Source organism: Streptomyces sp. NPDC006368, from assembly GCF_040612535.1.
Lineage (GTDB): Bacteria > Actinomycetota > Actinomycetes > Streptomycetales > Streptomycetaceae > Streptomyces.
The window spans coordinates 69082-92693 of sequence record NZ_JBEXQK010000009.1; the positions used below are offsets into that span (position 1 = coordinate 69082).

Annotated in this window: 28 protein-coding genes and 2 pseudogenes; 13 read left to right on the top strand and 17 right to left on the bottom strand. The window is 71.4% G+C overall.

The annotated features are described in order from the left end of the window. Positions 1 to 392: 392 nt before the first annotated feature. Positions 393 to 1136 (bottom strand): anti-sigma factor, encoded by a 744-nt coding sequence (locus ABZZ38_RS10095; protein WP_356737712.1) that lies wholly within the window; start codon positions 1134 to 1136, stop codon positions 393 to 395. After that, on the bottom strand, positions 1133 to 1717 hold the full coding sequence (locus ABZZ38_RS10100) for a sigma-70 family RNA polymerase sigma factor (protein WP_356737714.1): 585 nt from the start codon (positions 1715 to 1717) through the stop codon (positions 1133 to 1135). The genes ABZZ38_RS10095 and ABZZ38_RS10100 overlap by 4 nt, the downstream gene beginning before the upstream one ends. A gap of 383 nt (positions 1718 to 2100) precedes the next feature. On the opposite strand from ABZZ38_RS10100, the gene ABZZ38_RS10105 reads away from it, so the two are divergent. Further along, entirely contained in the window at positions 2101 to 2745 is a 645-nt protein-coding gene (locus ABZZ38_RS10105) for a fasciclin domain-containing protein (protein ID WP_356737716.1), read from the top strand. 347 nt (positions 2746 to 3092) lie between these two features. Further along, on the top strand, positions 3093 to 4016 hold the full coding sequence (locus tag ABZZ38_RS10110) for a magnesium and cobalt transport protein CorA (RefSeq protein WP_356737718.1): 924 nt from the start codon (positions 3093 to 3095) through the stop codon (positions 4014 to 4016). A gap of 141 nt (positions 4017 to 4157) precedes the next feature. On the opposite strand, the gene ABZZ38_RS10115 is transcribed toward ABZZ38_RS10110, so the two are convergent. The 3 genes from ABZZ38_RS10115 to ABZZ38_RS10125 all read right to left on the bottom strand — a co-directional run bounded on the left by ABZZ38_RS10115 (position 4158) and on the right by ABZZ38_RS10125 (position 5788). Further along, on the bottom strand, positions 4158 to 4556 hold the full coding sequence (locus tag ABZZ38_RS10115; RefSeq protein ID WP_356737720.1) for an ATP-binding protein: 399 nt from the start codon (positions 4554 to 4556) through the stop codon (positions 4158 to 4160). A 323-nt stretch (positions 4557 to 4879) separates the two neighbouring features. Continuing rightward, entirely contained in the window at positions 4880 to 5233 is a 354-nt protein-coding gene (locus ABZZ38_RS10120) for a hypothetical protein (RefSeq protein WP_356737722.1), read from the bottom strand. Positions 5234 to 5404: 171 nt separating this feature from the next. Then, entirely contained in the window at positions 5405 to 5788 is a 384-nt protein-coding gene (locus ABZZ38_RS10125; protein WP_356737724.1) for an STAS domain-containing protein, read from the bottom strand. A gap of 403 nt (positions 5789 to 6191) precedes the next feature. Between ABZZ38_RS10125 and ABZZ38_RS10130 the strand changes: the two genes are divergently transcribed. Then, positions 6192 to 6629, top strand: coding sequence for an ATP-binding protein (locus ABZZ38_RS10130; protein ID WP_356737726.1), 438 nt, complete (start codon positions 6192 to 6194; stop codon positions 6627 to 6629). A gap of 275 nt (positions 6630 to 6904) precedes the next feature. Beyond that, positions 6905 to 7354, top strand: a complete 450-nt coding sequence (gene mscL / locus ABZZ38_RS10135) for a large conductance mechanosensitive channel protein MscL (protein WP_356737917.1) — start codon at positions 6905 to 6907, stop codon at positions 7352 to 7354. Positions 7355 to 7483: 129 nt separating this feature from the next. On the opposite strand, the gene ABZZ38_RS10140 is transcribed toward mscL, so the two are convergent. Next, a complete protein-coding gene (locus tag ABZZ38_RS10140; RefSeq protein WP_356737728.1) occupies positions 7484 to 7753 on the bottom strand; it encodes a hypothetical protein in 270 nt (89 codons plus the stop codon). Between the two features lie 377 nt (positions 7754 to 8130). On the opposite strand from ABZZ38_RS10140, the gene ABZZ38_RS10145 reads away from it, so the two are divergent. The 6 genes and pseudogenes from ABZZ38_RS10145 (at position 8131) to ABZZ38_RS10170 (ending at position 11097) form a co-directional block, all read left to right on the top strand. Next, positions 8131 to 9225, top strand: a complete 1095-nt coding sequence (locus tag ABZZ38_RS10145) for a YihY/virulence factor BrkB family protein (RefSeq protein WP_356737730.1) — start codon at positions 8131 to 8133, stop codon at positions 9223 to 9225. A 138-nt stretch (positions 9226 to 9363) separates the two neighbouring features. Then, the gene (locus ABZZ38_RS10150) at positions 9364 to 9912 is read left to right on the top strand and encodes a phosphatase PAP2 family protein (RefSeq protein WP_356737731.1); all 549 of its coding nucleotides are present in this window, start codon (positions 9364 to 9366) and stop codon (positions 9910 to 9912) included. An 11-nt stretch (positions 9913 to 9923) separates the two neighbouring features. Further along, a pseudogene (locus ABZZ38_RS10155) lies at positions 9924 to 10026 on the top strand (phage holin family protein); the annotation flags it as partial. Continuing rightward, on the top strand, positions 10023 to 10478 hold the full coding sequence (locus tag ABZZ38_RS10160) for a DUF3618 domain-containing protein (RefSeq protein ID WP_356737733.1): 456 nt from the start codon (positions 10023 to 10025) through the stop codon (positions 10476 to 10478). The pseudogene ABZZ38_RS10155 and the gene ABZZ38_RS10160, both read left to right, overlap by 4 nt. 119 nt (positions 10479 to 10597) lie before the next feature. Next, complete coding sequence (locus tag ABZZ38_RS10165) at positions 10598 to 10741, top strand: hypothetical protein (protein WP_356737735.1); 144 nt, start codon at positions 10598 to 10600, stop codon at positions 10739 to 10741. Positions 10742 to 10959: 218 nt separating this feature from the next. Beyond that, complete coding sequence (locus tag ABZZ38_RS10170; RefSeq protein WP_356737737.1) at positions 10960 to 11097, top strand: hypothetical protein; 138 nt, start codon at positions 10960 to 10962, stop codon at positions 11095 to 11097. Positions 11098 to 11151: 54 nt separating this feature from the next. On the opposite strand, the pseudogene ABZZ38_RS10175 reads toward ABZZ38_RS10170, so the two are convergent. The 6 genes and pseudogenes from ABZZ38_RS10175 to ABZZ38_RS10200 form a co-directional block, all read right to left on the bottom strand. Next, positions 11152 to 11478, bottom strand: a pseudogene (locus ABZZ38_RS10175) (amino acid transporter); the annotation flags it as partial. A gap of 235 nt (positions 11479 to 11713) precedes the next feature. Next, positions 11714 to 12271, bottom strand: a complete 558-nt coding sequence (locus tag ABZZ38_RS10180; protein ID WP_356737739.1) for a hypothetical protein — start codon at positions 12269 to 12271, stop codon at positions 11714 to 11716. Beyond that, on the bottom strand, positions 12268 to 13383 hold the full coding sequence (locus ABZZ38_RS10185) for an ROK family glucokinase (RefSeq protein WP_356737919.1): 1116 nt from the start codon (positions 13381 to 13383) through the stop codon (positions 12268 to 12270). Before ABZZ38_RS10185 ends, ABZZ38_RS10180 begins: the two co-directional genes overlap by 4 nt. A 240-nt stretch (positions 13384 to 13623) precedes the next feature. Beyond that, the gene (locus ABZZ38_RS10190; protein WP_356737741.1) at positions 13624 to 14445 is read right to left on the bottom strand and encodes an ATP-binding cassette domain-containing protein; all 822 of its coding nucleotides are present in this window, start codon (positions 14443 to 14445) and stop codon (positions 13624 to 13626) included. Continuing rightward, a complete protein-coding gene (locus tag ABZZ38_RS10195; protein ID WP_356737743.1) occupies positions 14442 to 15497 on the bottom strand; it encodes an ABC transporter permease in 1056 nt (351 codons plus the stop codon). Before ABZZ38_RS10195 ends, ABZZ38_RS10190 begins: the two co-directional genes overlap by 4 nt. Then, complete coding sequence (locus tag ABZZ38_RS10200) at positions 15494 to 16507, bottom strand: substrate-binding domain-containing protein (RefSeq protein WP_356737745.1); 1014 nt, start codon at positions 16505 to 16507, stop codon at positions 15494 to 15496. The genes ABZZ38_RS10195 and ABZZ38_RS10200 overlap by 4 nt, the downstream gene beginning before the upstream one ends. A gap of 259 nt (positions 16508 to 16766) precedes the next feature. Between ABZZ38_RS10200 and ABZZ38_RS10205 the strand changes: the two genes are divergently transcribed. Beyond that, positions 16767 to 17774: a Gfo/Idh/MocA family oxidoreductase gene (locus ABZZ38_RS10205; RefSeq protein WP_356737747.1), complete on the top strand. Its 1008-nt coding sequence runs from the start codon at positions 16767 to 16769 to the stop codon at positions 17772 to 17774. Here the strand turns inward: ABZZ38_RS10205 and ABZZ38_RS10210 are convergent. Then, positions 17763 to 18956: a cytochrome P450 gene (locus ABZZ38_RS10210; RefSeq protein WP_356737921.1), complete on the bottom strand. Its 1194-nt coding sequence runs from the start codon at positions 18954 to 18956 to the stop codon at positions 17763 to 17765. The genes ABZZ38_RS10205 and ABZZ38_RS10210 overlap by 12 nt on opposite strands. Positions 18957 to 19374: 418 nt before the next feature. On the opposite strand from ABZZ38_RS10210, the gene ABZZ38_RS10215 reads away from it, so the two are divergent. Then, positions 19375 to 20055: a lytic polysaccharide monooxygenase auxiliary activity family 9 protein gene (locus ABZZ38_RS10215; RefSeq protein ID WP_356737749.1), complete on the top strand. Its 681-nt coding sequence runs from the start codon at positions 19375 to 19377 to the stop codon at positions 20053 to 20055. Positions 20056 to 20278: 223 nt separating this feature from the next. Here the strand turns inward: ABZZ38_RS10215 and ABZZ38_RS10220 are convergent, their stop codons facing one another. Continuing rightward, positions 20279 to 20545 carry a hypothetical protein gene (locus tag ABZZ38_RS10220; protein ID WP_356737751.1) on the bottom strand — a complete coding sequence of 89 codons (267 nt, stop codon included), beginning with the start codon at positions 20543 to 20545 and terminating at the stop codon, positions 20279 to 20281. 78 nt (positions 20546 to 20623) lie between these two features. Between ABZZ38_RS10220 and ABZZ38_RS10225 the strand changes: the two genes are divergently transcribed. Further along, positions 20624 to 21028: a hypothetical protein gene (locus ABZZ38_RS10225; protein ID WP_356737753.1), complete on the top strand. Its 405-nt coding sequence runs from the start codon at positions 20624 to 20626 to the stop codon at positions 21026 to 21028. A 93-nt stretch (positions 21029 to 21121) separates the two neighbouring features. Here the strand turns inward: ABZZ38_RS10225 and ABZZ38_RS10230 are convergent, their stop codons facing one another. The 3 genes from ABZZ38_RS10230 to ABZZ38_RS10240 all read right to left on the bottom strand — a co-directional run bounded on the left by ABZZ38_RS10230 (position 21122) and on the right by ABZZ38_RS10240 (position 23461). Further along, a complete protein-coding gene (locus tag ABZZ38_RS10230; RefSeq protein WP_356737755.1) occupies positions 21122 to 22162 on the bottom strand; it encodes a serine hydrolase domain-containing protein in 1041 nt (346 codons plus the stop codon). After that, positions 22162 to 22392 carry a hypothetical protein gene (locus ABZZ38_RS10235; RefSeq protein WP_356737757.1) on the bottom strand — a complete coding sequence of 77 codons (231 nt, stop codon included), beginning with the start codon at positions 22390 to 22392 and terminating at the stop codon, positions 22162 to 22164. Before ABZZ38_RS10235 ends, ABZZ38_RS10230 begins: the two co-directional genes overlap by 1 nt. A gap of 448 nt (positions 22393 to 22840) precedes the next feature. Next, a complete protein-coding gene (locus ABZZ38_RS10240) occupies positions 22841 to 23461 on the bottom strand; it encodes a dihydrofolate reductase family protein (RefSeq protein ID WP_356737758.1) in 621 nt (206 codons plus the stop codon). Positions 23462 to 23612 lie beyond the last annotated feature (151 nt).

The window sequence follows — 23612 nt, forward strand, 5'->3', positions numbered from 1 at the left end:
CCTTGCCGGCTCGCGGCTCGGAAGCACCGGCAGGGGGCAGGGCAGCGTTCCGTGCCACCCGCGCGGGCTCCCGACTCCGCCTGGCCGTGACCGCCGACGTCGCTCGTGGCCCGAACCGGGAGTCATTCGCGCACCTCTCACCACGCGCCGTGGCCTGGTCGTCGCCACAGCGACGGCCGTGATGGCAGGCGCGGTGACGCCCCCTCCGGCGTGGACGCACGCCGCACTGCTGCCGGCTCTCCGTGTAGGGCTCGGCCAAGAGCCACGGTGTCTGAACGGTTGTCGGCCCCGCCGTGCCCGTAAAAGGCTGTTCGGCTCGGCGGCGGCATGGTGGAGGGGGCTCGCACTCCCCGGGACAAGCTGCGAGCCGCCCGGGAGTGCGGTCGCGTACCTCAGGCGGGAAGCGCCATGAGCATCATGGGAGCGGTCGTGGGCTGCGGTGACCCGCCGGCCGGTTCCACCGTGATGCCCATCCCGGTGGCGCCGTCGACGTCGCCCTCCATCATCAGGCTGCCGTCGTCGCTGACGAGCCCGGCCGGCCTCATCGTGCCGCCGTCGTCGAACCACAGCTGGTACGTCTTGCCGGAGGGCAGTTCGGGCAGGCCGGACGCCAGGAACACGGCGCTGTTCTCCTCCCGGGAGACGACCACGGTGGCCTTGGCTCCGTCCTTGCTCCCGGTGACGGTGCGGGCGTCGGGGGCCGCCAGCACCCGGGCCATGTCGGCCGCCCGCTGTTCCGCCCGTTGCGCCTGCTCCCCGGCTTGCCGGGCCTCCTGATGCTGCCAGACGGCCACGCCGCCGAACGCGGTGGCGACCGCGACACACGCCGCGAGGACGAGACGGGGCATCCGGCCCGTACGGTCGGGCACGGGCTGCGGTGTGGACGCGCCGGGCACCATGGCCGGTGGAAGCTGGCGGACGGTGGTGATCTCGCCCAGAACCCGTTGCTTCATCGCGGCCGGTGGGGCGCAGGCCACGGCGGATCCCAGGCGGGCCGCTGTGGCGGAGAGCTCGCGCACCTCCTGCGCGCACGCGGGGCAGTCCCGCAGGTGTCGTTCGAACTCGGCGCGCTCGTCGTCCGGCAGCGCGTTCAGCGCGTAAGCGCCGGAGGGTGCGTGCAGGTGTTCCTCGTTCACGCGTTCACTCCCATGCAGTCCCGCAGCCGGATCAGCCCGTCACGCAGACGCGTCTTGACCGTCCCGAGGGGCGCCGACAGCGAGGCGGCGACCTCCCGGTAGGTGTACCCCTGGTAGTAGGCGAGGGTCACCGCCTGCTTCTGCAGCTCGGTCAGGGACTGCAGGCACCGTCGTACCTGTTCGCTCTCCAGACGGACCGTCACTTCCTCGCTGACCTGGTCGTACGCGGGTGTGTGCTCCCGGCGCGCGCTGCGCCGGTCGCGGTCCGTGGCCGCCTGCTCGGAGCGGACGCGGTCCACGGCACGGCGGTGGGCCATGGTCATCACCCACGTCATGACGCTTCCCTGCTCGGGCCGGAACCGGGCTGCGTGGCGCCACACCTCCACCATGACCTCCTGCGCCACCTCCTCGGACTGGGCCGGGTCCCTGAGCACCCTGAGCACCAGCCCGAAGACCGGTCCCGCGATCGAGTCGTACAGCGCGGCGAAGGCATCCTGGTCACCGCCCGCCACCCGGGCGACGACCTCCGTCAGCTCCGGTTCGCGCCGGGGCGAGCCACCGATGCGTGCGATCTCCCTCACCGCGCACCCGCCCCGCCGGCGCGGCCCGTTGGACGGGCGGCGACCTGCTGGTCGTCCATGAGCGACCCCTTCACGTGTGTCGTCCTGGAAGGAGGCGACGTACACCCCTGCTTCCGCTTCCTTGCCGCTGATTCGTAGCCCGGCCGTGCGCGGATGGGTTCGCGGACCGCCCGTCCGTGTGACGTTCCCCGTGGTGAGGCTCCACGAAAAGTTCTCCGGCCCGGGACCAATCCGCTACGACGGCATCTCCGAATGGGGGGCGTGAGGGCAGCGGTAGGACTCCTCACCTGTTCCGGGGCTTCGAGTCAGTCCTCTCCGCTGCCCTCCTTAACCCGCTCGGCACCCGACGGTGGTGCCGGCACTCGTCACGAGGAGACCGACCCATGCTCACGATCCGCTCCCGCCGCGTTCTCGCCGCTGTCGCAGCAGCCGCTGCCCTGCCCCTCGCCCTCACGGCCTGTGGCATGGGCGACTCGAACGATGCGGCGTCGGACGCGTCGGCCACCGCCGCCGCGTCCACCCCGGGCGAAACCGAGGAGAAGGCGACGGTGGCCGGGCCGTTCGGCCCGGCCTGCGCGACGGTGCCCCAGGAGGGGGCGGGGAGCTTCGACGGAATGGCGAAGGACCCCGTCGCCACCGCCGCGTCGAACAACCCGGCGCTGTCGACCCTCGTCACGGCCGTGAAGAAGGCCGGCCTGGTCGACACCCTGAACAACGCGCAGAACATCACGGTCTTCGCACCGACCAACGACGCCTTCGCGAAGATCCCGAAGGCGGACCTGGACGAGGTCCTGGGCGACAAGGCCACGCTGACGAAGATCCTCACCTACCACGTCGTCGGCGAGAAGCTCGCTCCCCAGCGGCTGGAGAGCGGCACGTTCGACACGCTGGAGAAGAGCACCCTGACCACGTCCGGCTCGGGCGAGTCGTACAAGGTCAACGGCGCCGCGAACGTCGTGTGCGGCAATGTGCCCACGGCGAATGCCACCGTCTACATCGTCGACACGGTCCTCATGCCGAAGATGTGACCACCGCGACGGACGGGCCCCGGGGCGGTGCCCGGGCCCCGTCCGCGCGCCCCCGGCCCGGCAGGCCGATGCCGCGCCGGTGCTCGCGCACGGCGGGCACGCGTAGCCAGTCCACCCCCGCGGGTATTCGGGATGACACCTCCGCCGGGTCGCCTCGACCACGTGCGGAGGGCACCTGCCGGCCCCGGCCGGCCGCCAGAAGGCCCAGGGGTGCGTGGAGCCCCGATCCGTCCGGAGATCGGATGCGTAGAACCACTCGGACGGTGCATGAGTGAGGAATGAAGTGCGTCATTTATCGTCCGGGCTCTCCCGGCCAACCCGAGCGGGTGGAGTGCGAGGAAGCGGACATGGCCTGTCAGCCGGCGCTGAAGCGGCTGGCCGGACTCGCCGAGGGAGAGTTCGGGTGGGTTCACCTGGACGACCCGACCGAGGCCGTCCTTGACGACCTGGCCGGCCCTCTGGGACTGCACCCGCTGGCGGTGGAGGACGCCGCGCAGGCACATCAGCGGCCGAAACGGGAGCGGTACGGGGACGTGCTGGCCGTCGCGCTGAAGACCCTGTGGTACATCGAGGAGGGAAGCGACGTCGAGACGGGCGAGGTGATGGTCTTCCTCGGTCCGCGCTTCGCCCTCACCGTCCGGCACGGTCCCCACGACCCGACCGCCGAGGCCGCGCGCCGTTTGCGGGCCGAACCGGCGACGCTCCGCTTCGGCCCCGCCGCCGTCCTGCACGCCGTCCTCGACGTGGTGGTGGACGGCTACAGCGAGGCGGCCGCCAAGGTGCGAGCCGACCTCACCGATCTGGAGAGGTGCGTCTTCTCCTCCTCCCACGACGACCACACCGAGAAGGTGTACGCCCTCAAACGCGAGGTGCTGGAGTTCCGTGACGCGGTGCAGCCGCTGGTCCCCGTGTTGCAGGAATTCACGGGGCCCCGCGCCGAGTGGCCCGAGGGCGCCCTGCCCTACTTCCGTGACGTGTCCGACCACCTGCACCGCACGGACACCGAGGTGCGTTCCCTCGACGAGCTGCTGAACTCGGTACTCGACGCACACCTCGCCCGGGTGGGCACGTGGCAGAACGACGACATGCGCCGCATCTCGGCGTGGGCCGCCATCTTCGCCGTCCCCACCATGGTCGCAGGCGTCTACGGCATGAACTTCGAGCACATGCCCGAGCTGGGCTGGAAGTACGGATACGCCCTGGCGATGGGGCTCATGGTGACCGCGGCGGGCCTGCTGTACCGCGCCTTCCGCCGCAACGGCTGGCTGTGACCGGGCTCGCCGGCCCCGGGGCGGGTGCAAACCCGACCGGGGTCTTTTCCACGCCCGTCCGGGCTGGGCGGACTCTCCCACGGAGCAGGAGCCGGCTGATGTCCTTTCAGCCACCTCGTCCACGCCCATCGACGTGAGCGCTCACCAGGACAGACGGGTGCGCACGGTCTTCCCACCGCCGGGTCCGCGTGTGACCCGCACCTCGTCGGCCAGCCGGTCGATCATCGGCCAGCCCCAGCCTCCGCACGCGCCGGTGATGTCCGGGAGGCGCGGCCTGGGCAGGGCGGGGCTGGTGTCGCTGACCTCGACGAGTACGCCCTGGTCCTGCAGGGTCAGGCTCAGCGTGCAGGGCCCCGGGGTGTGGCGGACGGCGTTGGTGACCAGCTCGCTGGCCACCAGCAGCACCGCGTCCACGGTGGTCGCGCTTGACGGGTGCCCGTGGACGCGTTCGACCTCCGCCAGGAAGGCGGCAACGATCCGGCGGGCCTGGGCGGGCGCATCCGTGGAGTGGGTCAGGTCAATGCGGCGCTGCACGGTCATGACAACGATCCCCCTTGTCGGGCAGGCGGGCGACGGCTGGCGTGGTGCCACTGATACGCCTGCCCGACAAAAGCCCTGATACAAGGCGGTCAGCCGTTGGATCGAGCCGGCCGGCTCGTCGCCGCCGCCCGGGAAGCCGGACGGATGGCCTCATCCGGGTTGTCAGGACCCCGGCGTGTCCGCGGACCGGTCGGCTCGGCCTCCACGGCTGCGCCGCCGCCCCGTCGGCCGACGTCCACACGCTCGGCGAGTGACGGACCGGGGGCGTGCCCGCCGCGGAGAGGAGTGGCGGGCAGGCCCAGGGCTGCTGATGACCTCGTCGCTCAGGGGTGCTGGTCGGTGTGTCCGCACACCCAGGCGAGCGCGTCACGCACTCCGTGAATGTAGTCGCGGGGGACGGTGCGCTGCGTGGAGTCCTCCATCTGCGCCGTGGCGGCGTCCGCCTCCGCGGTCAGGTCCTCCAGAGCGGGGGCCTTGGCCACCGATCGTGCGGTGATGGGTGCGGGCCCGCCACGTCCGAGCGCCCACAGGTATCCGGTCAGTGCCCCGCGGAAGAACTGCGTCTGCTGGTCCGGTCCGGCCGCCTCCGCCTCCAGCCGCCGAAACGCCTCTTCGACGTCGGTGAAGGTGCGCACGCCGACCCGGACTTCCGCGGTACTCGTCGAATGCGTCGTCATACTGGTATGACTAGCCGCGCTCTTCGCTCCTACACGCCGGGCACCCGGCGCTCACCCGCCCAGCGGTAGCCGCCCCGGTGCACATCCCCGGCGCGCGAAGCGTGACCAGCGGTGCCGGCGCTGTGGCGTCACGGGGCGTCCGGCGTGCCGGGGGACACCGAGGCGCAGCGGCTAAGCCGGCTTCACCTCGCTGTCGGTGACGCGTTCGCCGAGCGTCAGCCGGGCCTGTTCCACCGTGGTGGCCACGATGAAGATCTCCTGGGCGCCGACAAGCGTCAGCAGGGACAGCAGGCGTTCCGGGGCGGCGGCCAGCACCAGCTCGCCACCGACGTCGTGAACGGCCCGGCGGGCCAGCAGCAGGGCGTTGAACCCCCGCGAGTCGCAGAACTCGAGACCCGCGCAGTCCAGCACCATACGCCGGTAGCCGGCTTCGATCAGCTCACCGACCGCACCGGCCAGCGCTGCCTCACCGTCCATGTCGAGCTCGCCGGCCAGAGCCAGCACCGCGTCCCGCTCCACCACGGCCGGCGTGATCACCAGCCTGTCCACCGGCATCCGGCTCTCCCTCACCTTCGGTACCGCCCTGACGGCGACCACCATACGAAGCCGCCGCCCGAAGCATCCCCGGCTCGCACCACTTCGATGTCTCCACCCGCCCGTGACGAATCCCATGATCACTCAGAGCGCGGCACCGGACCCGCGGTCGACCGGAATCTTCTCCCGAACCGTCACAGGCGGCGTGTTCGCCAGGCGTCGGTGAGGCGTTCCGCGGCTGCCGGAACGCACCGGCACGGACCAGGCGCTGGCCGTCACGCTCACCGTTGAGGCCGCCCTGACGCCATTTCGGACACCGGGACATGCCGCGCCAACCACACGAAAGCGGTAACGCGGGCATGTCCACCTTGCGGCCGGGAAGTCGATAAGCCCTCCAGTTCCACGGGAACGAAAGGAGCGTGGCATGGCAGCCGAACCGAACCCCCTGCACAGCACCGGCCTGTTGCACACCCTGAGCCTGGAGCAGGCCTGGCACTTCGAGGGCGTACTGAGCGACCTGACGGAGGCTCGGGAAGGTGCGGCCGTCTTCCTCTACGGCCTGGCCCGTATGCAGCCGCCCGCCTCGCCGGACGCGCACGACGATGTGCTCGTGGTGGTTACCGAGCTGGTCTCCAACGCGTTCGCGTTCGCACCCGGTCCTTTCAGTCTCCGCCTACGGGTGGTGGCCGACACCGTGCAGGTCTCCCTGAGCGATACCAACCCCGCGGCACCGCACCTGCGTCCGGCCGACTTCGCCGGCTGCGGCGGGGTCGGGTGGCATCTGATCAACGCCCTCGCCGAACAGACCATCACCGTGCCGGAGGGCGGGGGGAAAACCGTGCACGCCTTCGTTCCCTGGTGATCGCGAGAACAGGTCCGGTCGGCCGGCCGACGTCACGCCGGGCTGGTAACGCGAACGGCCCCGTCCTGACGTACCCCTTCAGCAGGGAAACGGGAACGGCGACGGCCGAGCGATGGTGGCGTGCCGCCGCGCGGAGCGCCAGCTGTCCCACAGCGTGACCGCGACAGTCCGCCCCGAGCACCTGCGGTGTGCCGAGGGCGAAGGGGGCAACACGAGAGCCGAGCGCCGAAGAGACCCCTGACGACGGGGCACGAGAGGAGCGACGGGTGAAGGCTCTGCTGGAAGGGTTTCGCAGTTTCATCCTGCGTGGAAACGTGGTGGATCTGGCTGTCGGCATCGTCATCGGAGCCGCTTTCACGGGCGTCGTCAACGGGTTCGTCAAGGCATTTCTGACCCCGGTCGTGGGCCTGGCCGCCGGCGCGACAGGGGACTTCAGCCGCAAGGCCTTCACCGTCGGCCGGACCATCTTCCCTTACGGCGGCTTCATCAACGCCGCGATCAGCTTCGTGCTGATCGCCTGCGCGCTGTACTTCCTCGTCGTCCTGCCGGTCAACAAACTCCACGAGCGCTTCGCGCCGCACCACGACGTCCAGGCAGACAAACGGGACTGCCCCGCATGTCTCAACCCCGTTCCCTCCCAGGCCACCCGGTGCGGACACTGCACCGGCGAACTGGTGCCGCTGGCCGACCCGGGAAGTGTCATCAGGCCGCAGCGGCGAACCTGACCAGCACCTCAGGCCCGCCGAGACCCAAGGCGGGTCACGGTCGCGGGGGCCGGCACGGTCGACACGTGCCGCCGCCCCGCTCGCCGTCCTCCTGAGGAGCGGTCGGCGGCGGGGCGGGGCTTCGGGGAGTCAGTGGCCAGTGGGGGTGACGCCGAACATCAGGGTGCGGCGGGCGACGTCGTAGTGCACGGTCTCGGTGTTCACCAGCAGGTCCTGCAGAACGTCGGCGTCACTCGCGTCGACGGTCAGCACTTCTTCCCAGGCTCCTTCGTCCAGGACGAGCTGGAGGGTGAAGGTGCCGGGCATGCCGGGTTCGCCGGCGACCCAGCTGAACTGGTAGTGGCTGAGCTGGCGAACCTTGATGCTGTCGTCGGTGAGCGGCTGCTTGACCCTGGCCATGCGTCCTCCTCGTTCAACAGGTGGTGTGGGGCGGGGCCCGGAACCCGTGGGCACCTGGGCCGTCGTTACGCGTTACGCCTGACAGTCGTACGGGTGAGGTGTGGCGGTTATCGCTCGGTGTCGCGGTCACCGGTGGTGTCGCGGTCGGGCGCGTCCGTTTCGCTCCGCTCCTCGGGTGGTTACGGACCGTCTTTTCATGTTCGCGTGGATCGGTTGGTCGAGCACGGCGGGGACCTGCTCCCGGGGGTCACCTCAACCCTCCTGCCTCCTCGGGTACAGGACTCCCCGTCCGGCTCACCCATCTCTCCGGGACGAAACATCCGTAACCGCATCCAACGGATTCGTTTCGTCCCGCCGGTCGCGGTTACCCATCCGGCATGGCACGGACACCGGAACCAGGTCAGCATGGAAACGAATTCGGCCGCCACGAAGAAGGCGGCGACCGCTCTCGGGAGCGTAGGGACGGCGAACCCGGCACCCGGCAGGGGGCCGACAGCATCGGGCCCGATCCGGAAGTGGAGCGCAATGCTCCCGATCAGCCGACTTCCATGCCGAAGCGGTCGTGGTTGGCGGTACTGAAGCGCACGGTGAAGGAGTTCAAGGACGACGAGCTCGCCGACCGGGCCGCCGCCCTGACCTACTACGGCGTCCTCTCGCTTTTCCCCGCCCTGCTGGTGCTCGTCTCCCTCCTGGGGATCGCGGGCCGGTCGGCCACCCAGCAGGTGATGGACAACCTGCAAAAACTCGCCCCCGGTCCGGCACGGGAGATCATCTCCAACGCCGTGCAGCAGTTGCAGGGCAACGGGGGCACCGGATCGCTCATGGCGATCGTCGGTCTGGTGCTGGCGGTGTGGTCGGCCTCCGGCTACATCGCGGCGTTCATCCGCACCTCCAACGCCGTCTACGACATGCCCGAAGGCCGCCCGGTGTGGAAGGTGCTGCCACTGCGCCTGGGCCTGACCGTGGTCCTGATGGTGCTGGCGGTCGTCAGCGCGCTGATGGTGGTGTTCACCGGACCCCTGGCGCAGCGGGCGGGCTCCGCCCTCGGTGTCGGGGACACCGCCATGACGGTCTGGTCGATCGCGAAGTGGCCGGTCCTCGTTCTGCTGGTCACGATCATGATCGCGATCCTTTACTGGGCCGCGCCCAACGCGCGTGGCCGCGGTTTCAAATGGGTGACACCCGGCAGTTTCCTGGCACTGCTGCTGTGGATGATCGCCTCGGCCGGCTTCGCGCTGTACGTGGCGAACTTCGCCTCGTACAACAAGACCTACGGCACCCTGGCCGGTGTGATCATCTTCTTGGTGTGGCTGTGGATCACCAACCTCGCGGTCCTGCTCGGGCTGGAATTCGACGCGGAGATGGCACGCCAGCGGGCCATCGACGGCGGCCACCCCGAAACCGAGGAGCCCTATGTGGAGCCCCGCGACACCGCCAAATGGACCGAGGAGGACCACCGCCGCCTCGACTGAGACAACGGCCGCCCCCGCACCGCGGCGCCGGTCGCCGCGGTGCGGGGGACGAAGACTCGCTGGGCCGAGCCACCCGGCCCGTCGAGCGACACAGAGCGATTCGTGTGTGAGAAGCGTGAGGGCGGGAAGCTGCCGCTCATGACCGGCTTGGCTGATCTGAGACAGAGCGACCGTCGGCTCACCCGCCGCATGGCCCACTGGAAATCGCCCCTCGCGCGACAGCTGCTGCCCGCGGTGGAGTCGGCGGCGGAACACACCAAACTGTGGTGGGCCGCGGCGGCGGTCATGTCCGCCGCCGGCGGCTACCGGGAGCGGAAAGCCGCACTGACGGGGCTGGCCGCCATGGGCCTGGCGGAATTGGTGTCCAACGCGGTGTGCAAGCAGCTCTACGAACGGCGCAGACCCCCGAAAGAGCTGATCCCGCACGAGGACGTGCACGACCGGCCGGACAGCTCTTCCTTTCCCTCCGGGCACACCGCTGCCGCCGTCGGCTTCACCGCCGCCGTCACCGCCGTCTGCCCGGGGTGGGGCGCCGTGTGTGCCGTCCCGATGGCGGCGGTCGCGGTCGAGCGGGTGCACTCGGGGGCCCACTACCCCAGCGACGTGGCAGCCGGCGCGGCCATCGGACTGGCCGGCGCCTGGCTGATCCGCCAAGCCCCACGGCTGTGGCTTCGTCGCCTGGTGTGACCCGCCGACGGGGAAAGAAGCAGGTCGCCCCGGCGACACCGCCCGCGCCCGAGCGGGGCGATCGACAGTGTCAAGGCCGACGTGGCCGAGATCAAGGAGAAGACGCATCGATGAGTGACAAGCCGCAGTCCCAGGAAGAGGTCCCTACGCCCGAGGAGCTGCGCGCGAAGGCGGAGGCGACCCGTGACCAGCTCGGCCGGACCGTGGAGGCTCTGGCCGGCAAGGCGGATGTGAAAGCACCGGCGCAGCAGAGCACGGCCGAGGCGAAAGTGCAGGTGCGGCAGAAGGCGGCGCAGGTCAAGGACAAGGCGGCCGAGGCCGCCCGGGTGACGCGGGACAAGCTCCCCGACCCGGTGGCGGAGAAGGCCGCCCAGGCCAGGGACCAGGTCGCCCAGGCCGCGGCCACGCTGGCGGGCAAGCTCCAGGAAAAGACACCGGAGGGCCTCAGCGACAAGGCCAGGCAGGTCACGCATGTCGCGCGTCGGCGGCGCGGCCCCTTGCTGACGGTGGCCGCCCTCGTGCTCCTGGTGCTGGTCAGGAAGCGCCGCACCAGGGGCCGCCGGTGAAGCGCCCGACATCGCTCACCCGCCCGTTGGTCCTGCCCTGGGAGCCGCCGGCGGCATGACCCGCCGGAGCCGCGTTCGAGCACGCTTGGACACGGGCCACCACGACGAGTCCGGCCCCGATGCCCACCGATCGGGGCCGGACTCGGCAGGAAGCCCTGCCGGCCGCGGCCGCGCAGGGAGCGACCTTCGCCGGCGTCGAGCCCGCCCCGCCGACCGGGCCGGCGCCGCCACCCGTACCGCCCGGCCGGCACGGGCCCGGCTGACGCACACCGACCACGTGAGACCCGAGGAAGAAGCAGTGGCCCCACACCGTGATGTGCACGCTCTGACCGCGGCGGCTCTGACCGCCACGGTTCTGGCGGCGCGCTGGTGGTCGGTGTCCCGCCACCGTCGGCGGTACGGGAGGGCCGGCGCCTTCAGGGCCCCCTGGCGGCGCACCGCCCACCGGACCTCCCCGTCCCGTGAGGGAAGGGACAACCCGTTGGCGAGGCTTCACGCCTCCATGCTCGACCCCACCACCGACCAGGCTCTGCGCCAGGCCGACGCCCATCTGGAGCGGTACTGGGAACGGCTCCAGCCGCTCTATGTGCGGCGTGAGGACGACCCCGAGGGCGGCTAGTTCCCGTGCCCGGTTACCGGCGTGGTGTCACGGAGCCACCGACGGCCCGTCTGTGCGGGCCACCCGCCGGTACATCGGCAGCATTCCGAGCAATGTGAGCGCGACGATCAGCAACGTCGCCAGCGGCGCCACCGCCCCGGCCGCCAGTGCGGCGATCGCGGGCACGTAGGCGAGGCTGGAGAAGTAGTCCACCCCGGTCAGGCACATCACCTTCCACCAGGCGTGCGGCTCGGCGTGCCCCTCACCGGCCGCCGGCCGGACCGGCTGCACCCGGTGGTGCAACAACCACCCGGCAAGCCCGCTCGTCGGCTGCACCCGCAGAGCGGGGCTCTCCACCACTTGCGGCACCGCGGGTTCCTTGATGTCGTCCAGATTCCCCATCAGCTTTCCCACCTGCGTCTCGGCGGTGCCGGCCCCCTTGGGGCCGGGTCGATCGGCTCGGTGGCGAGCATGCGGCGTGCCGATGCCTGGACGTGCCGGCGGACTGTTTCCTAGGTCGGGGTCGGCGCGGTCGCCCGCGACGCCGCTCGCTGCTGTGCGCGCCGGGCTACCACGGCGGGCACCCGCGGCGCGGGCCGTGCGCTCCGGCTCTCCCCGTTCCGGTACTCCGTACGCGTCAGGGGGTCGCGGTGGAGACGACGAACACCCGCGGAGCCGCCGGATCGGTGAGGTCGACGGTGATGTCGCGAGTGGGGCGCGGATCGGGCCGGCGGTGCGTGGTGCCGGCCCAGTGCCGGTCCTCCGGGAATTCCCAGCCGACGGTTGCGGCGTCGCGCTCGCTGATGGTGATGTCGTCCGCCTCCAGGTGGGAGCGGCTGCTGCCGACGTCCCTCAGGAAGTCGTCGAGGCCGGTCGCGTCGGTGGTGAACCGGACGTACAGCCGACTGGACTTCCAGTTGCTGGTCTCGAAGTAGGCGACGTCGGTCGAGTCGGCCGGGATCGGCACCTCGAAGACCCGGCGTTTCATCTTGGACGGCCAGCTGTCCTGGAGGCCGGTGGCGGAGGACTCCGCCTCCTTGTCGCGCCCGCTGTCGCGGCTCTGTTCGGCGGAGATCACCAGATAGCCGGCGGGGATGCCGATCAGCAGGACGATGACGATCGCGGTCAGCCAGCGGCGGCGGATCATGTGCCGCCGGTCCTCGGGGGCGGGGACGGTCGGGTGGGGCCGGCTCATGGGGTGGGTTCCTGGGTGCTGCGCGGAGTGCGGGTGGTGCGGATGGCCTGGGCGTACCGCTCGTACCGCTCGTGGCGTTCCACCCGGCGGCGGTTGGCGCGGCGGAAACGGCGCGCGACGAGCCGCGCGAGGTCGGCGGCACCGACCATGCCGGCCTCGGGACCCAGCTGGGCCTTGGCGATCCGGGCCTCGGGGCGGTAGCCGCGGCCGGTGAGGTTGCGGCGGAAGGCGTCGCGGGCGGGGCCGATGAGCAGGTCGTCGGCGGCGCTGACGCCGCCGCCGATGACGAAGCAGGAGGGGTCGAGGGCGGCGGCCAGGTTGGCGATGCCGACGCCGAGCCACTGGCCGATGTCCTGGAACAACTCGACGCACATGGCGTCGCCCTCGCGGGCGAGCTCGGTGATCAGCGGTCCGGTGATGTCGGGGATGGAGCCCTTGACACGCTCGATGATGTTGTACGCGACCGGCGAGTCGGCCGCGGCGAGCTCGCGGGCCTCCCGGACGAGGGCGTTGCCGGAGCTGTACTGCTCCCAGCAGCCGCGGTTGCCGCACGGGCAGCGGTGGCCGCCGGGCACGACCTGCATATGGCCGAACTCGCCGGCGACGCCGTACTTGCCGCGCTTGACCTGGCCGTCCTCCAGGATGGCGCCGCCGATGCCGGTGCCGAGCGTGATCATCACCAGGTGGTCCTCGCCGCGCCCCGCGCCGAAGCGCCACTCCGCCCAGGCGGCGGTGTTGGCGTCGTTGTCGACCATGACGGGGACGGCGAGACGGGCCTGGAGGGCGTCGCGCAGGGGCTCGTTGCGCCAGGCCAGGTGAGGGGCGAACAGGACGCGGCTGCGGTCGGCGTCGACCCAGCCGGCGGCGCCGATGCCGACGGCGTGCACATCGTGCCGGTCGGACAGGTCGAGGACGAGCTCGGTGATGGTGTCCTCGACGACCTTGGCGCTCTTGGACTTGTCCGGTGTCTCGGTCTTGATCTGCTCCAGGATCCGGCCGTCGGCGTCGACGACGCCCGCCATCACCTTCGTACCGCCAATGTCGATGCCGACGGTGGGGACGCGGGGCGCGGTCAGGTGGGAGCGCCGCTCGCGGGCGGAGACGGTCCGCAGGACGGTGGCGCGGGCGGAGCCGCTGGGGGTCCCCCCTGTCCGAGCTCCGAGAGCTCGGGGGAGGGCGAGGTCGCGGTACGTGCTCACGTGTCCTGTCGTCCCTGGGCGTGGGGGGCCGGGAGGTGGGGGGTCCGGCGGCGGACGGCGCCCGCCGCCCCCGATTCTGCCAGGTACGGGGACAGGGGCGGTGGTACGCCGTGGTGGGGGCACCGGGGGCCGGGTGCGGGTGCCCGCACCCGCTCAGCGCGCGGGGGGAACGTCGTGGCCGCCGACCCGGTCGGGGGCCGGTGCTCGTTCCAGCTCGTGGCGGAGGTCCTCCAGCTCGCTGCCGCCCGCCATTTGGCGGGTGAGTTCGTCCAGGGTGATGGAGTCCTTGGTGTGGCTGCCGGCCATCACGCCGCGCTTGAGCAGGACGAAACGGTCACCGACGAGATACGCGTGGTGCGGGTTGTGCGTGATGAGGACCACGCCCAGCCCCGCGTCGCGCGCGGCTGCCACGTACTTCAGGACCACGCCGGACTGCTTGACGCCGAGCGCGGCCGTCGGCTCGTCGAGGACGAGGACCTTGGCGCCGAAGTACACGGCGCGGGCGATGGCCACGCACTGGCGTTCGCCGCCCGACAGGGTGCCGATGGGCTGGTCGACGTCGCGCAGGTCGATACCCATGCGCAGCAGTTCGGTGCGGGTCGTCTCGCGCATGAGGTCGACGTCTAGGCGCTTGAAGGGTCCTGTGCCCCTCGTCGGCTCGGAGCCGAGGAAGAAGTTGCGCCAGACCGGCATGAGCGGGACGACGGCCAGGTCCTGGTAGACGGTGGCGATGCCCCGGTCCAGCGCCGCGCGCGGGGAGGTGAGGGTGGTCTCCTCGCCGTCGACGCGCAAGGTGCCGCCGTCGTGGGTGTGCAGACCGGCGATGATCTTGATGAGGGTGGACTTGCCGGCGCCGTTGTCGCCGAGGACGCAGGAGATCTCCCCCGCGCGCACTTCGAGACGGACGCCTTCGAGGGCGCGGATGTTGCCGTAGTACTTGCTGACGTCGTCCAGCTCGACGAGAGGGGTGCTCATCGTGTCGCCTCCGCGCGCTTGCGGACCCAGGCGTTGAGCAGGGTCGCGAGAAGGAGCATCGCCCCGAGGAAGAACTTGAACCAGTCCGGGTTCCACTCGGCGTACACGATGCCCTTGCTGGTCATGCCGAAGATGAACGCGCCGACCGCCGAGCCGATGGCGGAGCCGTATCCGCCGGTGATCAGGCAGCCGCCGATCACGGCGGCGATGATGTAGATCAGCTCGTTGCCGACGCCCTCGCCGGACTGGACGACGTCGAACGAGAAGAGCAGGTGCTGGCCGGACACCCAGGCGCAGAAGGCCACGCCCATGTAGAGGCCGATCTTGGTGGTGTGGACGGGGACGCCGACCGCGCGGGCGGCGTCGGCGCCGCCGCCGACCGCGAAGATCCAGTTGCCGAAGCGGGTGCGGAGCAGGATCCAGGTGGCGAGGGCGACCAGGGCGAACCACCACAGGATGGTGACCTTGATGTCGACGCCGCCCAGGGAGAACTGGGAGGCGAAGAGCGCCCGGGCGGAGGTGAAGCCCTCCATGTCGGCGATGGTCTTGGTGGACACCGTGCCGCTGATCAGCTTGGTGAGGCCGAGGTTGAGGCCGGTCAGCATCAGGAACGTACCGAGGGTGATGATGAAGCTCGGCAGCTTCGTGCGGGTCAGCATGACGCCGTTGAAGGCGCCGATGGCGAGGGTGACGAGCAGCGAGACGCCGACGCCGACCCAGGCGTTGGCGGTCAGCTGGTAGCTGAACATCGACGAGATGAGCGCCGCGCTGGTCACCAGCACACCGGCCGACAGGTCGAACTCCCCGCCGATCATGAGCAGGGCGACGGGCACGGCCATGATGCCGATGGTGGAGGCCGCGTACAGGACGGTGCCGAAGCTGGAGGCGCGCAGGAAGCTGTCGGCGACGAGCGCGAAGAAGAGGAAGACCGCGGCGGCGCCGACGACCGAGCCGAGCTCGGGGCGGCCGAGCAGCGTGCGCAGCGGTGAGGTGCGCAGCAGCCGCTCGTCGCCGGGGGCGCTGTCCTTCCTGGGCGGTGCGGTCGCTGTCATCGGGTTCCCCGCTCCGTGTACTGCGCGAGCTCGGCGGCGTCCCGCTCGGTGATGATCTGCGGTCCGGTGAGGACGGGCCTGCCGCCGCCGAGTACGTCCGCGTTGTAGCGGTGCAGCCAGAGCAGGTCGACGGCCTCGTAGCCCTGGAGGTAGGGCTGCTGGTCGACGGCGAAGCCCAGTGCCCCGCCGGCCAGTCCGGCGGCGACCTTGGCGTTGAGGTCGAAGGTGTCGACCTCGGCCTTGGAGCCGGCCGCCTTCTTCGCCTGGACGGCGGCGTCCGCGAAGGGCGCCCCGAGGGTGACGACCGCGTCGACGGACGGGTCGGACTGGAGTCTGGCCTCGATGGACGCCTGGACGTCGGGCATGTTGGTGCCGTCGACGTACAGGTTCAGCAGGTCACCGCCGAAGGTCTTCTTCACGCCGGCGCAGCGCTGCTCGTGACCGACGTTGCCCTGCTCGTGCAGGACGCACAGGGCCTTCTTGCGTCCCCGCTGGTCGAGTTCGTCGCCGACCGCCTCACCGGCGATCGACTCGTCCTGCCCGATGTGGGTGAGGGCGCCGAAGGCCTTGGACTGTTCGGAGCCCGAGTTGACGGTGATCACGGGAATGCCGGCCTTGACGGCCTTGGCCACGGCGGCCTTCATGGCGTCGGGCTTGGCCAGGGTGACGATCAGGCCGTCGACCTTCTTGTCGATGTAGGAGTCGACGAGCTGGGCCTGCTGCTGTCCTTCGTCGCTGTGGGCGTACAGGAAGTTGATGTTGTCCTTGACGGCGGCCTGCTTGGCCCCGTTCTGGACGATGTCCCAGAAGGTGTCGCCGTCCCCGGAGTGGGTGACCATGGCGAAGGTCCACCTCGGGGTGTTCACCGCGGCGCGCCCCTCGGCGGCGGCCGCCCTGCGGGCGTCCTCGGCGCGCTTGCCGCCGGTGGCGCTGCATCCCGCGAGGGAGGCTCCGAGCACCGCCGCCAGCAGCGCGCCCAGCGCGCGTACTCCTGTCCCAACCCTTGCCACGACGCCGTGCCCTCCTCGCTGTCCTACGGGGGCGCTCCGGGGAGCGGCGCTGTGTGCGGCGTCGCTCCGGGGAGCGGCCGGGGGCATACCGGCCCATCCCGACCGGCCAAGTATCGGTCATGGGGGGATGCGGGCCGCCCATCGGGGGTGAGGGCGATGGGCTCCCCCGGCGACGGCGGAAAGGACGGACGCCGGGTGAAGTCCGGATGTCCAGACAAATGCTTGACATGACGACAGGGCCTGCACCACCTTGGGGGCCATGCGCATCGGACTCATCGGAACGGGACGTATCGGGGCCTTCCACGCGGGGGTGCTCAGCCGCCACCCCGAGGTCGGGGCCCTGGTCGTCGCCGATCCCGACTCGTCACGGGCGGCCCGGGTCGCCCACCTCACCGGCGCCACGGCGGCCCCGACCGTCGACGACGTCTTCGCCTTCGGGGTGGACGCCGTCGTGATCACCTCGGCCACCTCCGCCCACGCCGAACTGATCGCCCGTGCCGCCCGCGCCGGCCTGCCGACCTTCTGCGAGAAGCCCATCGCGCTCGACCTGCCCGGCACCCTCGCCGCCCTCCGGGAGGTCGAGGCCCGCGGCACCCGGCTCCAGCTCGGCTTCATGCGCCGCTTCGACGCCGGCTACCGGGCCGCCCGTGAGGCCGTACGGGCCGGGCGGCTCGGCCGGCTGCACACCGTCCGGGCGATCACCTCCGACCCGGCGCCGCCGCCGGCCGCGTACCTCCCGCTCTCCGGTGGGCTGTACCGCGACTGCCTCGTGCACGACTTCGACATCCTGCGCTGGGTCACCGGCCGGGAGGTCACCGAGGTGTACGCGGCGGGCTCGGACGGCGCTCACGCGATGTTCCGGGACGCGGGCGACGTGGACACGGCCGCCGCGCTCCTCACCCTGGACGACGGCACGCTCGCCACGGCGACGGCCACGCGCTGCAACGGCGCCGGGTACGACGTGCGCATGGAACTGGCCGGTGAGCGTGACCAGATCGCGGTCGGCCTCGACGACCGCACCCCCGTCACCTCCACCGAGCCGCTCGGCCCTCCCCCGGCCGACAAGCCGTGGACGGGCTTCCTGGAGCGGTTCGCCCCGGCCTACGAAGCCGAACTGGACGCGTTCGTCCATGTGGCGCGGGGTGAACTCGACAACCCCTGCGACGGGCTGGAGGCCCTCCACGCGCTGCGTGTGGCCGAGGCATGCGAGCTGTCACGCCGCGAGCGCCGTCCGGTGCGGCTGGAGGAGGTGCCGTCAGCGCTCTGAGGTCCACCTGACGGGCAGGCGGCGGACGCCGCGCATGAGGAGTCCGGGCAGCCAGTCGAGCGGCCCGGCCGACGGGTCGAGGGCGAGGGACGGGAAGCGTTCCAGGAGGGCGCGCAGTGCGATGCGGGCCTCCATACGGGCCAGCGGGGCCCCCAGGCAGTAGTGGATGCCGTGCCCGAAGGCCAGGTGGCCGGCGGTGTCGCGGTGGATGTCGAAGCGGTCGGGGCCGGCGAACCGGGCCGGGTCCCGGTCCCCCGCCCCGATGCCGACGAGCACCGCCGCGCCCGCCGGGATGACGGTGGAGCCGACCTCCACCGGTTCGCGGGCGAAGCGGACCGTGCCCGTCTCCACCGGCCCGTCGTAGCGCAGCATCTCCTCCACCGCGCCGTCGAGCAGTCCGAAGTCGGCCCGCAGAGCGGCGAGCTGCGCCGGATGGTCGAGGAGGGCGCGCACGCCGTTGGAGATGAGGTTGACCGTCGTCTCGTGGCCCGCGATCAGCAGCAGGTACGCCATGGCGCGCAGTTCGGCGGCCGACAGCCGGTCGCCGTCCTCCGCGCGGGTGCGCAGCAACGCGGAGAGCAGATCGTCGGTGGGGCGGGAGCGGCGCTTGTCCTCGATCAGCTCGTCGAGGTAGCGGGCCAGGGCGTGGACGGCGCCGCCCGCGGGGTCGGGGTCGGTCGGGGCGACGATCTCGGTGGACCAGGCACGGAACCGGTCGCGGTCGCCGGCGGGGACGCCCAGCAGTTCGCAGATGACGGTGATGGGCAGCGGGAAGGCGAGCGCGTCCACCAGGTCGGCCCTGCGCTCCGGTCCGTCCATGGCGTCGAGGAGTTCGTCGGTGATCCGCTGGACGCGCGGGCGCAGGGCCTCCACGCGCCGCCCGGTGAACTCGCGGGCCACCAGTTTGCGCAGCCGGGTGTGGTCCGGCGGGTCGAGGACGAGCAGATGCGGGCCGACGGCCCCCTCGTCGAGCATCCTGAAGCCGGCCGTGGCGGGTGACTTGGAGAGCCGGGCGTCGGCGAGCGCGGCCCGGGCCTCGGCGTGGCCGACGATCAGCCACATCTCGTTGTCGAACCGCGTGCGCACATGGTGGACGGGACCGCTCTCGCGCAGCTTCGCGTAGTAGGGGTAGGGGTTGGCGTTGAAGTCCTCGCCGTACTCGCGCAGATCCACGGTGATCATCGGCTCAGTGTAGGGAGCGTCCTCGCCGTGGAGGAGTTCCGCGTCGTGCACCAGAAGGGCGATTCGGCCGCGGTTGTCGAGGCCCGGCTCGGCGGGGACGCGCGAGACGCAGGCCTTGACGGTGGGCACGCTCATGCAGAGGGTCGCGGCGATCTCCGCGTTGGAGTGCCCCCGGCCGACGGTCGGGGCGACCTCCCGTTCGCGTCGGCGAGCGCGGCGAGGCGGGTGAGCGCGGCGAAGGCGCGCGAGCGCGGAAGCACCGGATCGAGGGGCCGGGGCGGCTCGGCGGGCTTGAGGGGCGGACTTTTGGGGGCGGACGGTTTGGGGCGGACGGTTTGGGGGCGTCACCGTGGGGGTAAAGCGCTTGCTGGGAGCGCTCCCACCACCGGCGAACCCAACCGGAACGATGGAGCCGCACATGTCACACCACGTGAACAGCCATGCCCGCACCCCCCGGCGCCGCTGGGCGCCGCATCTGCTCACCCTGCTCTTCGCCACGCTGCTCGGTCTGATCCCCTGGACCGGCACCGCCTCCGCGCACGGGTCGGTCGTCGACCCGGCCTCCCGCAACTACGGCTGCTGGTTACGCTGGGGCAGCGACCACCTCAACCCGGCCATGCAGCAGCAGGACCCGATGTGCTGGCAGGCGTGGCGGGCCGACCCGAACGCCATGTGGAACTGGAACGGCCTCTACCGCAACGGCGTCGGCGGCAACCACCAGGCCGCGATCCCCAACGGCCAGCTGTGCAGCGGCGGCCGGACCGAAGGCGGACGCTACAACGCGCTGGACGCCGTGGGACCGTGGAAGACGACGAACGTCGGCGGCAACTTCACCGTCAAGCTCTACGACCAGGCCAGCCACGGCGCCGACTACTTCCAGGTCTACGTCACCCGCCAGGGCTTCAACCCGGCCACACAGAGCCTCAGCTGGAGCGATCTGCAGCTCGTCGCGCAGACCGGCCGCTACGCCCCCAGCCAGAACTACGCGATCGACGTCCGTACCTCCGGGTACACCGGCCACCACATCGTCTACACGATCTGGAAGGCCTCGCACATGGACCAGACGTACTACCTGTGCAGTGACGTGAACTTCGGCTGACCCGCCGGCCCGTGGACCCGCGGTGGAGGTCTCACCGCGGGTCCACGGCTGCCGCCCGCCCTCCCCCACGCCGTGCCCGCCGGCACCGGCGCCGCGCCCACCGGGCCCGCCGCGCCCAGGTGTTCCCGACAGGGGCACGGTGACGAGTACCGCCCGTCGCCGACCTGCTGCCCGAACACACCGCCGTCGTCGTACCAGGACGCCCCGGCTCCGGAGCTGCCGGTCACCCTCGACATGCCGGGCAAGGTCGCCGGATGGCGCCGCGGCTGACGTGGTGCTCGCGGGCGAGGCCTGCGATGGACTGGCCGTCCAGGTACGCGGCGCGCACGTCGTCGGCCTTCCCGGCCGTGACGACTGGGCGGCGCCCGCCCTTGCTGCCCTTGGCCTCGGCGACGCCCAGTCCGTCGTGGGTGAGTTCGTCGACCGCCCGGCAGAACCTCGTCCTGGACGGGGCCGGGATCGAGGACCCGGTGAGGTTCGAGGAGGACACGGCACCTCCAGCCGCCTCCACCCGCTTGAGCGCCCGAAGTTCGTCGAGCTCCTCACCTGCGCGCGGCCGGGCGACACCGTGCACATCTCCGAGATGTTCCGCCTCGTACGCGGCACCGGGCACACCCTCGACGTGCTCGACGTCCTCCACCGCGACCAGGTCGCCCTGCGCATCCACGACGGCGCGTTCTCCGCGATGGACCTCACCGCCCGTCACCCGCGCACCGGAGAACTGCTGTCCACGGTGAAGTTCATGGTGCAGACCCTCGCCGCCGCCGGCGAACTCCAGCGCGACCTCCAGCGGCGGGCGGTACTGACCCTTGAGTACAACGACCGCCCCGCCCCAGGTGCTGGGCAGGTCAGCATCCCTCCGCCGATCCGCCCGCCACCTCCCGCCCTGTCGCCACACGAACGAACGAGCGGGATGGTCAACCTGGTCTACAAGCGGGTGTCGGCCGACCAGCAGGTGCAGGCCCGTGCCTAGGCAGGTGCGGGGGCAAGCCAGTCGCGTACCTGTCCGAACAGCGGGTTCGCCAGCGGAGGCTGCGTCAAACCTGTCGGTGTGGGCCGCCCCCGGTCAGGCGCCGGTGGCGGCGGGGACGAGGTCCGGACCGGGGGCGGAGTTGATGATCTGTGCGAGCAGGTTGAGGCCGGGACGGTCCACGGGTCGGGTGTTGGCGTTGAGGATGACGACTGCGGCTCGGTGTTCGGGGGCTATGGCCAGCAGGCTGCGGTAGCCGCCGGTGCCGCCGGTGTGGAACAGGATCCGGTGCCGGCTGCGGGGCAGGTTGGCCGAGATCCAGCCGGGATGGATGGCGGTTCTGGCATTGCTGCGGTGGGCGGTGGTGTGGGTGAGAGCGATGGCTTCGGCGAGTTCTTCGGGTGCGGGGCCGAGGCCGATCTGGGCGCGGGCCAGCGTGAGCAGGTCCGGCACGGTGGAGTGCAGGCCGCCGGCGCCGGCGAGGGCGGCCAGGTGCCAGGGTGGGCGTGGGCGGCCGGTGCGGGAGTGGCCGGCGGCCAGTCGTGCGGTGCGTCCGGGGTCGAGAACCACGTGAGTGTCGGTCATGCCGAGGGGCCGGCAGATCTCGGCCTGAATAAGCGTGTCGTAGTCGGTGCCGGTGTGGCGTGCCAGCGCGAGCCCGAGCAGGCCGGCGCCCAAATTGGAGTAGCGGAAGCGGGTACCGGGCACCGACCGCAAACGGGTGCGCCGCAATCCGTCCAGCAGGAGCTCACCCGTGCAGCCGGCGTAGGGGTCCGACCGGAAAAGGCCTCGCGGCAGGAGGCCTTTGGGCAACCGGGGCAGGCCGGAAGTGTGGCAGGCCAGGTGAGCCAGCTTGATGACCTCACCACCGCGTTCCGGAGCCGTGATGTCGCGGGGTAACAGGTCGCGAAGCGGTTGGTCCAGCCCCACGGCGCCACGCACGGCGAGCCGGGCCAGGGCCAGAGCGGTGAACGTCTTGGTGACGGAACCGATCTCGAACAGCGTGCCGGGGTCTGCGCCGTGCAGTGCGGACTGCCCGCCCCGGACGGCACCCACCACGAGGACGCCACGCTGTCGGGCGCCGAGCCGCTCCGCCGTTCGTCGTACCAGATCATCGAGGAGCGAGGTCATGATCATCAGACCTCCGTCCGGCCGAACAGGCGTCGGCCGCCGTACTTCTTGTGTACGGCCTGCTTTGAGACCCCCAGCGCCTCGGCGATCTGCGTCCACGTTGCCCCTGCCACCCGCGCCCGGTGCACGAGGACCTCTTCCTGTCCTTCCAGGCGGCGGCGCAGCGCGGCTGCCTCGCGCAGTGCTTCGACGGGATCGGTGTTCTCGGTGATCGACGAAATATCAACTCCGGTCATGAGTCAACCTTAGTTGACCCCCTCTCGATCGTCAACCTGAGTTGACCGCACCGGTGAGGCGCCGAGAGTTGTCGCAATCGGAGGACCCGCGAGTGGGTCGGCCCCTACCCGTCACCCCCGAAGGGTGCGCGGACGCCCGATCCCGGGCAGAGAACGCGTCGTCAGCGTCCTGCGCCGCTGAAGGCACGTGTGAAGACCATCGCCAGCCGCCGCGCGACCTCGTCGGCGGGCGTTTTGACCCGCATCTCGGTCAGACCCCAGGTAGCCGTCGCCCGAGACGACCGCGACGAGCAGCACGGGCAAGGTCGGTGAACCACACCCGGCGGACGGGCAGGGGTGCGGGCGCGGACGCGGCGGGCGACGGGACGGCGGGCCGGCCTTCGGCAGTGGGTGCGGTGTGGAGGCCCCGGCGGCTCGCAGGCGGAGCGATCACCGTGCCCGCGCGGTCTCACCGGTCGAGGGCGAACGTGCCGAACTGCGCCGGGCCGGTGGGCCGGTAGGTCTGGATGGTGATGCCGGTGGAGGTGGTGCGGTGGCCGGTGAGTGCGAACGCGGTGGGCGTGCCCCCGTCGGGGAAGAGGCGGCGGCCCGCGCCGAGGAAGACCGGGTGGACGAGGAGGTTGAGCTCGTCGAGCAGTCCGTGCCGGATGAGGCTCTGGGCGAGCCGGGCGCTGCCGTGGACCTGGATCTCGCGGCCGGGTCGCTGCTTGAGGCGGGTGACCTCCTCGACGAGGTCGCCCGTGACCAGGGTGGTGTTGTGCCAGTCGGCCCGGTCGAGGGTCCTGGTGACGACGTACTTGGGCAGGGTGTTCAGACGGCCGGCGACGGGGTCGTTCTCGTCGGTGACCTTCGGCCAGTACGCGGCGAAGATCTCGTACGTCCGCCGGCCGAGCAGGAAGGCGTCCACCCGCTCGAACATCTCGTCGACGAACCGGCCGAACTCCTCGTCCGCGAACGGGACGCTCCAGCCGCCGTACGTGAAGCCGTCGCTGCGGTCCTCCTCGGGGCCGCCCGGGGCCTGCATGACGCCGTCGAGTGTCATGAACGCGGTGAGGGTGAGCTGAGCCATGGCCGGTGCCCTTCTCGTCGGGTGCGGGGGGTGCGTTTCTTCATCGTCCGTCACCTGGTCGGACCCCGCCCTCGTACGGAACTCGTCGGTCGGCGGGCGCCGGACGCGGTGTTCGTCTGCCGCCGGCGGGATCGGCCCTCCTCCGGTGTGA